The sequence below is a fragment of the Citrobacter sp. S46_ASV_140 genome, assembly GCF_018919545.1.
Classification (GTDB): Bacteria; Pseudomonadota; Gammaproteobacteria; order Enterobacterales; family Enterobacteriaceae; genus Citrobacter; species Citrobacter braakii.
Genome location: NZ_JAHLRC010000111.1, coordinates 1 through 11,880 on the forward strand (window position 1 = coordinate 1; position 11,880 = coordinate 11,880).

Genomic DNA, 11,880 nt, shown 5'->3' on the forward strand with positions numbered 1-11,880 from the left:
GATGTACACACCCCATTTCAAGATGACGCCTGACTGCAAGTATATCCTTGTGAGTGACCTGCTCTGTAATGACCGCAAAATTGATAATAAGCTGTAGAACATTAGTGTCGATTTTTTTTATGGTCGGCAATTTACCGCTCTGAATCTCTAATATTCCCAAAGCGGCTAAAGAACGATAGGCTTCCCTTACCACGCCCCGACTGACTCCCAGATCCTGGATCAGTTGCATCTCGCTGGGTACCGCCATTCCTGCAACCAACTTTTCCTTCATAATCAGTTGCAGGATGTAGTTCTTAACCTGCGAAGATAATGTGTCTTGCCTGAGTATTGTTTTTTTCATCCCTACTGTATTCCGTCGTTGTTAAGAACCTGTCTCAGCACGGATTTACTCTCATTTCAGATAACGTCTCTGAAACAAAGATGCTATACCGACTGCTCATTTTCAGGGGGTTACCCTTACTAACCGACCTCCACCGGGGGTGAACACCGGCTATGTTGCTTTGCCACATTCCGTCCTGGCACCAGCTCGTCACAACCTCCGCCTGCGCCAGGGCTCATCTTATTGCTTATTTTCCCACAAAAAAAGTAAAAACGAATCCGCCGATTCCGCCTGAATTTGAGGAATACCGGGCAAAATTTACATCGCGACGATCTCCGCGCTCTACCAATCTCGTCGGCAATAATCGCCATTGATGCCGACATGAAAGGGACGAGCACCTCATTAGTTTAAAATCATGATCATTATCACATAACTAACACACTCATCATATACACCTGTCAGACAGGTGTATATGATGAGTGTGTGTAACGCGTTTAGATGTTTTTATGAATCGCCGAACACAATAACGGGCCTCTCACGTAGTCATTAATTTAGTAAGTATATTGATTTCATTCAAATAAATAATGGGATAGGGATAAAATATGTGGGAAAATGACAAAGAACTTTTTCACTTAATGCGAACAAATCTATTCCCCGCAGCAGTGGGTGATATTCTTGATACGCTTGGGTATTTACACCAGTTTATTGCGCCTGTGGTTAAGCCCATTCGTTCAAATATGGTGGTGGTTGGCCGGGCAATGCCGGTATTAGAGGCCGATGTATTTGAACTTCATTCCAGTTCAAATAAGAGCGACATAGGGGAAAAACCCTTTGGTATTATGTTTGAAGCATTGGATTCCTTACAGGAAAATGAAGTTTATATCACGACTGGATGCTCTCTACGTTACGCACTCTGGGGCGGACTTATGTCGGCCCGCGCCATTAAACTAAAAGCTGCAGGTGCCGTACTGGATGGCTTTTCTCGTGATACGTCAGAAATTTATGACCTGGATTTTCCGGTATTTTCCCATGGAACTTACGCCCAGGACCAGGGGCCGCGGGGAAAAGTTATCGATTATCGCGTGCCGATTGAATTCAGCGGAGTGCGCGTCAATCCCGGTGACATCATCTTCGGCGATCGCGACGGCGTTTTAATTATACCGCAAGCGCTGGAGACAGAAGTTATCAGTAAAGCGTTGGAAAAAGTATCGACGGAAAACCAAGTCCGTAAAGCGATAGCCAAAGGTATGAGTACGGTAGAAGCTTTTGAAAAATTCGGCGTGATGTAAGCATCCTGTCAAAACGGTAATAAATGATTTTGGAGAAACAGTATGTCAGACACAAGCATATTTTCTTTAACGAATAAAAAAGCCTTAATTACCGGTGCCGGCAGCGGTTTGGGTTATGCGATGGCAAAATGCATGATAACCAGCGGCGCACAGGTGATCATTGCCGACATGAACGCCGATGCAGCCAAAAAAGCGGCCGACGATTTAGGGCCGAACGCTTCATGGACGCAGTTCAACGTCACTGATACCGATGAGACGGAACGCTGGGTCGGCGATTTACTGCAACAACATAAGCACATCGACATTCTGGTGAATAATGCAGGCAATCACTGTAAGAAGCCTATCGAAGAGATGAGCGTTAAAGAGTTCGAATCGGTGCTAGATGTGCACGTCGTCGGCGCTTTCGCCCTCACTCGCGCGCTAGTGCCGCATATGAAACAGCTCGGCAATGCTTCGGTGTTGTTTACCGCCTCCATGACCTCGTTCCTCGGCCAGCCTTATGTCACCGGCTATGCGGCGGCAAAATCCGCCTATCTGGGATTGATCCGCGGTCTGGCGACGGAGTTATCCGGCGCCGGCATCCGGGTGAACGGCATCGCCCCCGGCTGGATCGATACGCCTATGTTGCGTAAGGCCATTGAGGGCGACGATGAACGTAAAAACAAGATCCTCGGCCGTACGCCGATGAAAAAATTCGGTAAGCCGGATGATATCGGCTGGGCGGCGACGTATCTTGCGTCCGACGCCGCGGGATTCGTCAGCGGCCATGTACTGATTGTCGATGGCGGCGCGCTCATCGGTTTTTGAAAACAGGGCAATTCTCGCCATCATGCACGGAGGTCGATGTTATTAAGGGAGGGATGCCAACCGTTATGTCTTTAACAGTGCCGATCACTGGCAGTTATTAAACCGGAAGCGACTATGGACAATGTGGTATACAAAATTAATGCAACCGATAACGTTGCAACCGCGCTGACATCGTTTAAGCACGGAGAAACGGCGAATATTCGCGGTGCCGAAGAGGGGGTAATCGATGCAAATGAAGAGATTCATATCGGCCATAAGATTGCCCTATCTTTTATCGCCCAAGGCGCGCCGATCGTTAAATATGGTATTAGCATCGGCACGGCCACGCAGGATATCAGGCCAGGAGACTGGGTGCATTTGCACGTAATGTGCAGCAATTACGATCGACGTTCCGCCAGTCTGGATGTCGTCACCGGCGCGCCAAAGGATATTAAATATGAATGAATCAGATAGTCTGAAAACCATAAGCTGGCAGGGTTACCAACGCCAGAGTGGAGCAAAAGGCATCCGTAATAAAACACTGGTCATTTATACCGTTGAATGCGCCCATTTCATCGCAGACAAAATCGTCGCCCAGATTAACGATTCCGAAGTGGAGGTCGTGGGCTTTTCAGGCTGTACCGATAACGAATATGCCGTAAGAATGCTTATTGCGTTGATTCGCCATCCCAACGTCGGCGGCGTTCTCGCCGTTGGGTTGGGGTGCGAATATATTCAGCCGGAGTGGCTCAGTAATATCGCGAAAGAAGAAGGCAAACCGACCAACTGGTTTTTCATTCAGCAGGCCGGCGGCACAAAAAGCAGTATCGAGCTTGGAGTTAAATACGTTAAACGCATTCAGGACGAATTAAGTCATACGCCACGCGTGGCGATGGGATTCTCCGATCTCATCATCGGCAGCGAATGCGGCGGAAGCGATTATACCAGCGGCCTGGCGGGCAATGTGGCGGTAGGAAATTTTTTCGACTGGTTAATTGATGCCGGCGGTACCGCGATCTTTGAAGAGATTGTCGAAGCCATTGGTCTGATTGATATCTTGTCGGCAAGGGCCGCGACAGAAGCTGCCAGGGAGCAAATCATCGCCACTTACAATAAGGCGCTGGATTACTGTAAATCGGTAAGGCAATACTCCGTCAGCCCGGGTAATTTCGCTGGCGGATTGTCCACTATTGAAGAAAAAAGCATGGGCGCAGTGATAAAAAGCGGTTCCCGTCCTATTCAGGGAATACTGAAAGTCAGCAGTAGTCCGAAAGGAAAAGGGTTATGGCTGCTTGATTCCACCCCGGACCCTCATTGGATGCAATTCGGCATTACCAACCCCAATGATAATGAAGGGCTGATGGCGCTTATTTCCTGCGGCAGCCACATTATCTTTTTTGTTACCGGACGCGGCAGCGTAGTCGGTTCCGTCGTCGCACCGGTCATTAAAATAACCGGTAACAGCCAGACTTACGCCAACATGTCGGAAGATATGGATGTGGATGCAGGCCGTCTTTTAAGTGGAGCACTCTCCCAACAGGCGCTTTCAACAGAAATAGCCGAATTGGTTATGGTGATCGCCTCTGGGAAAAAAAGTAAAAGTGAAGAACAGGGGCATAAAGAATATTTTATTCCTTATAAATATCAAAGCAGAGACGTATTGATACCCGCGCGGTGTGAAAATGAACATTGAATAAGGTGGGTAAAATAATGCTCCATTATTAATATAACTTTAGATTGCCAAGCTCAAAATAGAAGAATAGGCGTTACCGCTTTGCCTGTCCTATCCAGAGGATGTACTGCGGCGACATTATTTAAATAAAACTGCCATGACCTTTATCACGAGCTGAAAAGAAATGATGCTAATACAACCCCTCACCATGTCATGCAGGTTGATAGGGTAAGTGGGCGGCGTGATGATAGCCTCGAAGGTGAGAGTGACTTGGGCGTCCTCCCTTGTGCAGCGCATTTTTCAGCACCAGGGGAATGGTAAATTAATAATGAGAGTAAATAGTCCGTATGAATTGAAATTACCTCGTTGAGAATAACAGTCGGCCGCTTCGTCATTGCTCTGGCTGAAAAATCTCTTTTATTAGGCGCATAACAATTCTTGTTGGAGATAATTATTGTGACAGACATAGTATATAAAGAAGGTATACAGCCAGAAGCTGATACCAGAACGATAAGAAAAGTCGTCGTAGCTGGTTCGGTAGGTACGATTATCGAATGGTACGATTATGCGCTCTATGGTGCGGCGGCAGGCTTAGTCATAAACAAACTCTTCTTTCCTTCCCTTTCGCCGTCTTCCGCCTTATTAGCCGCGCTGGCGACATTTGCCGTCGGCTATTTCGCCAGACCGCTGGGAGGGGTGATCATCTCTCACATCGGCGATAAATGGGGACGAAAACCCGCCCTGATATTTTCTATCGTCCTGATGGGATTAACAACCGTCGCGCTGGGCCTGCTGCCGAGCTATTTTCATATCGGCGTGTGGTCATCCGTGCTATTGGTGCTGTTACGCTTGCTCCAGGGATTTGGCGCTGGCGCCGAGCTGGCGGGGGCGCTGACATTTGTCGGGGAATATGTTCCCTTTAAGCGCCGGGCTTTCTATACCTCTATCATCAATGCGTCGACCGTTGTGGGGATTATGCTTGCGACAGGTGCCTTCTTGCTGGTTTCGCAATTACCGGAAGACGCGTTTCTCAGTTGGGGGTGGCGCATTCCATTTTTAGCCTCCTCAGTACTTTTTATCCTCGCTTTTTACATCCGGCATAATCTGGATGAGACGCCGGCTTACCAAAAAAGCATGGCCGAAGCCGAGAAGAAAAAGAAAACGCAGAAAGTCCCCCTATCTGAGTTATTAAAAAATAGTCCGAAAGAAGTATTCTATGCCTTTCTCAGCGTCACGGCACATCAGGCAAATTCCTATATCTTGAGCGTATTCAGTATCAGTTACATGGTAAATACCCTCGGCATGACGAGAACAGACAGCCTGATCGCACTTATATGCGGCTCTATCGCCGGCATTATCGGCACGCCTATTATGGGGAGTATTTCCGATAAAGTGGGTGCGGCGAAAGTCTACTCGCTAGGTTGTATTTTTATCGCTCTGTTTAGCATTCCCTTTTTCGCGATTCTTGATACGCAAAATCTGGCTTTCGTTATCCTCGGTATGTGTATTCTTTACGGCATCGGCTACGGCGCGACATCCGGTTCTCAGGGCGCCTTTTTAGTAAATTTATTCCCGATACGCTACCGGTTTTCAGGGGTTGCGTTGTCAAGAGAACTAAACGGCATGCTAATCGCCGGACCGACCCCGTTTATCTGCGCCTGGCTAGTGACGCTGGCCGAGGGTAAACCCACCTATGTATTTGGTTATATCTGGGCATGCTGTTTACTGTCCGTTGTCGCCGTACATATTATTAAACACAAAGCGAACAACCAATAAGTCATCATACCCCTGAATAATTTTAGTTATTTGAAGGCTGCAACCACACGAGTCCCAGGATTTTACTCAGGTAAGCGACTGGGACAAGTACGGGCAGCCAACGCACAGGCAGCTTTAAGTATGATGGGTGTAAATAGTGCGCACGACTTTAAACAAAAAAGTTGAATTAATAAATTATTCTTATGAGGAGGAAGTCTTATGTCATTTATAAAAAAAGACTTTTTATTGAGAAGCTTAACGGCGCAAAAGTTATATTTTGATTACGCCGAACCGATGCCGATATTTGATTTTCATTGCCATCTTATCCCGGAGCAAATCGCGACTGATAAGCGTTTTGATAATATTACCGAATTATGGCTGGGCGGAGATCACTATAAGTGGCGTTTAATGCGCTTTGGTGGTGTAGCAGAAAAACTCATAATGGGCGACGGCGACAATAAAAGTAAATTCATGCATTACTGTAAGGTATTACCTTCAGCCATCGGAAATCCGGTTTATCATTGGAGTCATTTAGAATTACTGCGTTTTTTTGATATTGAAGATGAGATATCCATTGAAACAGCGGAATATTTGTGGGAGCAGTGTAATAAAAAAATAGCCTCCCCCGACTTTTCAGCACAAAAATTAATGCTACGGGCCAATGTTAACTATGTCTGCACCAGCGACGATCCGGTCGACGACCTGAAATACCATCAACACTTAGCCGCCCAGGACGATTTCCGCATCGGCGTATTTCCGACTTACCGCCCCGACAAAGCGCTGGCTATAGATAACCAGAATTTTATTGATTACGTTGAAAAACTGGCGGCCCGGTCAGGCATAAGGCTCGATAGTTACCAGAATTACTGCCGGGCGTTAAGTAATCGTATTGATTTCTTTCACCAGCAACACTGCCGAATGTCGGACCACGGCTTAGATCTGATGCGGTATATTCCGGCCACACCGTCAGAGCTGGAGCATATTTTTGAAAAAGCGCTCAATCGCGACCCGTTAAGCGCGAAGGAAGTGATTCAATTCAGAACCGAAACGCTCTGCTTTCTGGCTTCCCGTTATGCCCAGCTTAACTGGACCATGCAAATTCACATCGGCGCCATGCGCAGCGTGAATAGCCGTATGCTGGCACATCTCGGACGCGATTGCGGTTACGATTCGCCAACCGACCGCCCATGTATGGATGATTTGGTGTTATTGCTCAATCGTATGGAACAGCAGGAGAGCCTGCCTGATACTCTGTTATTCAGCCTTAATCCAACACTGGATTCAGCTCTGGCAACACTGGCGGGGAATTTTCCGGGCGACAAAGCTTTGGCAAAAGTGCAACCTGGCCCTGCCTGGTGGCATAACGATCATAAAGTCGGCATGGAAAACCAACTTACAGCATTTGGCAACGCTCTGCTATTAGGTCACTTTATCGGCATGACAACCGATTCCAGAAGCTTTTTATCCTACCCTCGACATGAGTATTTTCGTCGTATTTTATGTAATTTTGTCGGTGATTTAATTGAGCGCGGGGAATATACGAATCAACTGTCGGTAGCAGGGGGAATGATACAAAATATCTGTTACTTTAACGCTGAGAGAAAATACTTTAAAAAATAAAAACAGCTGATACCTTTACTACGCCCTATTTACGAATAACACCATAGATAGGGCGCAGATCAACACATGCTTGCCTCATCAGTGTGGACTACCGGACGCCCTGACCACAGATAAAACCGTCATCGAGGCAAATGCTTTGATGGCAGCAGCACTTGCATCTCAAATCAAACTGGTAGTGACCTAATTCAGTATGCCACTACAATCCGCCAATATCTGGAACCAGAGGGAACAACCTCAAGATACAAACCAGCACCATCTGCCAGCTTGTAGGCCTTCTCTCTGGGTTTAGCTGCATCTACCTGTCGCGCATTTAGCTTCATTGGGGGCATCTCCCTGGACCGAACACAGAGAGCCCCCACTTATGCCCCAACTGTGACTTGATTTCGGTTGAGTCCAGTTGATAACAGGAGATAAGATACGGGCTGTGAACCGCAATATACGGGCTTTGAGTTGATTTCGGTAGACCTTGGAAGAATTTGAAATGGTGCCGATAATAGGAGTCGAACCTACGACCTTCGCATTACGAATGCGCTGCTCTACCAACTGAGCTATATCGGCCCTGAAAAGGACATGTCCACGAATGTGAGCACGGGGTAGAAGGTTAAAACTAACCGGGCGATGCGTCAATGGCCTTGCGAATCAAACGCCTATTTTTGCATCATCCGGTTTCAATTACGCACGAATCGTGTCGTTACAGGCATGCTTATACGTGGTCGGGTATTACTATAACCAGCGGCGAACGTGTTGTTCATAGCGCTCCCACTCCAGCCCGAAATGTTTTCGCAGTTGTTCCTCTTCAAAATCAATATGCAATCTGGCAACCGCCAGCATAAACACCGGTACAGCCAGTACTCCAGTCAGGCTACCGATGCAAAGAGCAAAGGCCAACTGGAGTCCACTCATACCAAGGTAGATCGGGTTGCGGCTCCAGGCATAACATCCGTCGGTAACAAGCGTGGTCGATTTATGTGCATGCAGCGGATTCAGGGTCGTACGTTTCATCCGCATCTGCCACGCGGTATGCAATATCACCAACAGACTGACGCCGGCCAGCAATGTGCTTATCACGATATTCACCCCGCCGAATGTGAAACGCGGACTCGCCGTCAGCACATCCGCAACGAGAAAAAGTACTAAGATAAGAGGCGGCGGAAACCAGACTCTTAATTTTGTCAGGAAATGACGCATGGCCAGGAACTCACCTCGGCATCGGTTTAATTAACGCTGATACCGCTATAAATACCCCGTATTAGATACATAAACAAACGATGCCTCACTCACAACAGGCTATCGCCTTCACCAGACAGGCGGGAGTTATCGTACTCACCTCGACAAAAATACCTGCATCAGAGGCATCCGCCCCTGATGTTCCCGAAAGGCTTTACGTTGAGAAAGTAGAATCCGACGCTGATTCAAAAAAATCTAAAGACTGCTTGTAGTAACGCATAAAATCATCAAACGTCACTGGCGGTAAAAATTGATAACCCTGCAGGTAATCAACATTATTTTTCCCCAACCATTGCTGCTGATAGCCATGTTCAACGCCTTCCGCCACCATGCGTAACCCCAGGAGTTCGGAAAGGTGAATGATTGACTCGAGCATAGGGATATGTTGCTCAACTTCTTTAATCGCTTTGATAAACGTTTTATCAATTTTTATAACATCCAGGTCTAACTCATTGAGATAACAAAGGTTAGCGTATCCCGTCCCAAAATCATCTAAAGCAAACAGAACCCCTCTGTTTCGCAACGATCGTATCAGCTCTTTGATTGCAGGAGTAATAGTGAGAGTCTGGTTTTCAGTTATTTCAATCATCAATTTTATCGGTAGCCTTTGCGTTATTTCCATAAAATTAAGACACTCCCAATAAAAGACGGGGTTACTTAAACCTGATGGACTCACATTAAAAGAGACGAATAAAGTTTTATTGAAATCCTCGCTTCCGTCGACCAGATTACGCGCGACGGCGTTCATTAAATAGCTCGTTAACTCATTCATTAAGCCACATTTTTCAGCCAGCGGTATAAACTCACGCTGAGAAATAGCATAATTATCCCCCTGTGGCCAACGAGCCAAAACCTCAACACCACAGACATCTTCGTTGATATTTACGATGGGTTGAAAATAAGGAATGATTTCTTCATTCCTTATTGCCATACTCAGTCGACCAGAATCTGAGACATCATATGCTTCGCCGTATATTACATTCTTACCAGAATGACTGTTCGTCGAGGAACCTTCATGCAATAGATTATTCCTGGTTAAAAAAATGATAGTTTCATTAAAATGAGAAAATCCCAGACGAGCGGTAATGCGTTCCCGATATCGATACACTGACTTAATTGTTATCGAGTTAGCATGACAAAAATCGTGCAATTTTTCCTTTGTGAAAGATGCATACAGCATTTTCTCTTCAAACTCAGTCAAATGAAAAGTAAATATCGCTGAACCTTTAGTGACTTCCACAACCTCATTGGGAGCCATTAGATTGGCTCTCAACTGAGAAATCAGCTGATCCGATAGTTCCCGTCCATTAATGAATGCATACTCCTCATACCCCCGATTAATAGAACGACTTTCATTCATCCGAAGAACAATACAGTTTATATTGATAAACTGCGTGCTATTTCTCTGAAACCACTTCCTGACCTGGAATAATGGTAACCGGTTATCGATCACCAGTAAACAGGATGGATACCGTGGAATAATTGACTGTGAACCAGAAATAAATGCCCGCGCATCGACCAACACCAGATTTGGCAACCACGCTTTTATCCCTGAGAAAAGAAAAATATCATAACTGAGCAGAAAAACCTTTTTCGTATTCATAGTTACCACCAACTTAAATTTATGGCATGGCAGGTCCCTCGTTTTATACACGAGAGAATATACAACACCTTTAGCCTCCAGAAATTACAATGCAGTCCGCGAAATAACTTTATCCATAAGTCATCTCACGCAGTTTCAGAATTTATAATCACGCTTATCCATATGAATATTACCATTAAATGTTAAGGCCATTTTAATTATTGAAAAAGGAAAAATCCTAATTCTTCATCAATACAAATCCTATTGCTCATTTTCACTGTAAGACAAAATAAAAAACCATGAACACTAAAAACGACAAAATATAAAACTACTAAAACCGTAAGGATAACATATTATTGTTACTTATGCTGCCCGACAAACCATTAACGTACGTCGCAGATCTCTGATCGCATAGACATTTTTGGCGATATGGATGATCTTATAATAAAAAATTTCCTGTCGTGACATGAGTTGTTCGGTAACGTCATCAGGAACATTATCATTTTTATTTTTAACAATAGCTACACGACGGGTCTGCAGGTAACCATCACGATCTTTACCAATAAAATTCAGGATAACATTACGATCTACAGCATAATTTTTACCCTGAATATTGAGGCTTCCTACCTGAGATACCCGCCCTTCGGTAGCAGAAGAAATACGAAAAACCAGCAGAACTTCACCTTCAATTTTTACCCCCTGAGTTTGCGCCTCCAGATGCAGGTAAGTTTTTGCCGAGCAGGTCAGCGTCTCAGGTTCTTGATGGCGATATAAAAAATATGCTGTTATCGCTGCAAGAAAGATTGCCCCACTAATAAACAAAATTTTCACATTCACGGACAACCCCTCCTTTCTCTAACGTACAAACCCCAAGCAAATTCACTCTAAGATCATTGCCGGCTGATAAATTATTATCATCATAAAAAACAATTGTTTTCTTGCCATCATGACAAGCCGCATTTACTTTTCGCCACATATCAGAAGATAAAAATGCTTTTGTTTTATCAGCATTATTGTCATCGGCAGTATAAAGTTCACAATCATCTATTGCCCTGATATAGATAAAATTTTTGGATCTTGAATTAAGAGCTGAAAAGATAAATATGGCGCTTCCAAGAAATGCAAATAATAAAATGAAAAGAATAATATTTTTACGTTTTGGTCTTACGGATGAGTTCACCGTCTCAGTTACCGAACGCACAGTTTCATCTTCACAGGAAGATGACGATTCACCGCTGATCGAAGCATGGAACAAAAATCCCTGCCGGGGCAGCGTTTCAATGGGATTACCCGCCCCCAGCTCACTAAATGCTTTTCGCAAAATACTGATGCTTTTATTAAGACTATGACCCGATGGGGCCATGCCATGCTTTTTCCACACTTCTTCAATGATAAACTCGCGGTGGACTTGTTGATTTTTATGGGCAATGAATAGCTCAAGTAGTCTCGCGGTAGATGCCGAAAGAATTATTGTCGTATCGCGATGTTTCAGGCTTTTTCTGGTGGAATCATACTCAACCTGTTCATTAATTATACTGTTCATACTACCTGACTCTTAATTACCGTGACGTTGAGTGCAAATGACTAAAATTTCATCTGTGCCGAGCTGATTACTGCATTGTATAAAGAC

The 11,880-nt window shown here is 45.2% G+C and carries 11 protein-coding genes, 1 tRNA gene and 2 pseudogenes; 7 read left to right on the forward strand and 7 right to left on the reverse strand.

Annotated features, from left to right (window positions below; translation table 11 throughout):
* Positions 1-340: GntR family transcriptional regulator (locus tag KQJ19_RS19280; protein ID WP_216404000.1), on the reverse strand; the 340-nt coding region annotated here is incomplete at its 3' end.
* Between the two features lie 581 nt (positions 341-921).
* Here KQJ19_RS19280 and KQJ19_RS19285 point away from each other — a divergent pair.
* The 7 genes and pseudogenes from KQJ19_RS19285 to KQJ19_RS19315 all read left to right on the forward strand — a co-directional run.
* Positions 922-1,608: an RraA family protein gene (locus KQJ19_RS19285; protein WP_047498229.1), complete on the forward strand. Its 687-nt coding sequence runs from the start codon at positions 922-924 to the stop codon at positions 1,606-1,608.
* A gap of 42 nt (positions 1,609-1,650) precedes the next feature.
* Positions 1,651-2,415: a glucose 1-dehydrogenase gene (locus tag KQJ19_RS19290; RefSeq protein WP_049281645.1), complete on the forward strand. Its 765-nt coding sequence runs from the start codon at positions 1,651-1,653 to the stop codon at positions 2,413-2,415.
* A gap of 114 nt (positions 2,416-2,529) precedes the next feature.
* On the forward strand, positions 2,530-2,859 hold the full coding sequence (locus tag KQJ19_RS19295) for a UxaA family hydrolase (protein ID WP_047498223.1): 330 nt from the start codon (positions 2,530-2,532) through the stop codon (positions 2,857-2,859).
* Positions 2,852-4,087, forward strand: coding sequence for a UxaA family hydrolase (locus KQJ19_RS19300; RefSeq protein ID WP_047498221.1), 1,236 nt, complete (start codon positions 2,852-2,854; stop codon positions 4,085-4,087). Before KQJ19_RS19295 ends, KQJ19_RS19300 begins: the two co-directional genes overlap by 8 nt.
* Before the next feature lie 435 nt (positions 4,088-4,522).
* Positions 4,523-5,842: an MFS transporter gene (locus tag KQJ19_RS19305; RefSeq protein WP_227021096.1), complete on the forward strand. Its 1,320-nt coding sequence runs from the start codon at positions 4,523-4,525 to the stop codon at positions 5,840-5,842.
* A gap of 198 nt (positions 5,843-6,040) precedes the next feature.
* The gene (uxaC, locus tag KQJ19_RS19310; protein ID WP_200046312.1) at positions 6,041-7,441 is read left to right on the forward strand and encodes a glucuronate isomerase; all 1,401 of its coding nucleotides are present in this window, start codon (positions 6,041-6,043) and stop codon (positions 7,439-7,441) included.
* Positions 7,442-7,541: 100 nt separating this feature from the next.
* A pseudogene (locus tag KQJ19_RS19315) lies at positions 7,542-7,616 on the forward strand (transposase); the annotation flags it as partial.
* Positions 7,617-7,641: 25 nt separating this feature from the next.
* Here KQJ19_RS19315 and KQJ19_RS24075 read toward each other — a convergent pair.
* The 6 genes and pseudogenes from KQJ19_RS24075 to KQJ19_RS19340 all read right to left on the reverse strand — a co-directional run.
* A pseudogene (locus tag KQJ19_RS24075) lies at positions 7,642-7,761 on the reverse strand (Arm DNA-binding domain-containing protein); the annotation flags it as partial.
* 162 nt (positions 7,762-7,923) lie between these two features.
* Positions 7,924-7,999 (reverse strand) — tRNA-Thr (locus KQJ19_RS19320).
* A gap of 165 nt (positions 8,000-8,164) precedes the next feature.
* Positions 8,165-8,509: an isoprenylcysteine carboxylmethyltransferase family protein gene (locus KQJ19_RS19325; protein WP_279263539.1), complete on the reverse strand. Its 345-nt coding sequence runs from the start codon at positions 8,507-8,509 to the stop codon at positions 8,165-8,167.
* Between the two features lie 313 nt (positions 8,510-8,822).
* Positions 8,823-10,271, reverse strand: coding sequence for an EAL domain-containing protein (locus tag KQJ19_RS19330; protein WP_141874848.1), 1,449 nt, complete (start codon positions 10,269-10,271; stop codon positions 8,823-8,825).
* Positions 10,272-10,613: 342 nt separating this feature from the next.
* Positions 10,614-11,087, reverse strand: a complete 474-nt coding sequence (locus tag KQJ19_RS19335; RefSeq protein ID WP_047498186.1) for a hypothetical protein — start codon at positions 11,085-11,087, stop codon at positions 10,614-10,616.
* On the reverse strand, positions 11,062-11,793 hold the full coding sequence (locus KQJ19_RS19340; protein WP_047498183.1) for a winged helix-turn-helix domain-containing protein: 732 nt from the start codon (positions 11,791-11,793) through the stop codon (positions 11,062-11,064). Before KQJ19_RS19340 ends, KQJ19_RS19335 begins: the two co-directional genes overlap by 26 nt.
* Between the last annotated feature and the right edge of the window lie 87 nt (positions 11,794-11,880).

Coding starts and splice junctions, on each gene's coding strand:
- KQJ19_RS19300 (WP_047498221.1), top strand. CDS start 2,852: ATGAATGAATCAGATAGTCTGAAAACCATAAGCTGGCAGGGTTACCAA.
- KQJ19_RS19285 (WP_047498229.1), top strand. CDS start 922: ATGTGGGAAAATGACAAAGAACTTTTTCACTTAATGCGAACAAATCTA.
- KQJ19_RS19295 (WP_047498223.1), top strand. CDS start 2,530: ATGGACAATGTGGTATACAAAATTAATGCAACCGATAACGTTGCAACC.
- KQJ19_RS19290 (WP_049281645.1), top strand. CDS start 1,651: ATGTCAGACACAAGCATATTTTCTTTAACGAATAAAAAAGCCTTAATT.
- KQJ19_RS19330 (WP_141874848.1), bottom strand. CDS start 10,271: ATGAATACGAAAAAGGTTTTTCTGCTCAGTTATGATATTTTTCTTTTC.
- uxaC (WP_200046312.1), top strand. CDS start 6,041: ATGTCATTTATAAAAAAAGACTTTTTATTGAGAAGCTTAACGGCGCAA.
- KQJ19_RS19340 (WP_047498183.1), bottom strand. CDS start 11,793: ATGAACAGTATAATTAATGAACAGGTTGAGTATGATTCCACCAGAAAA.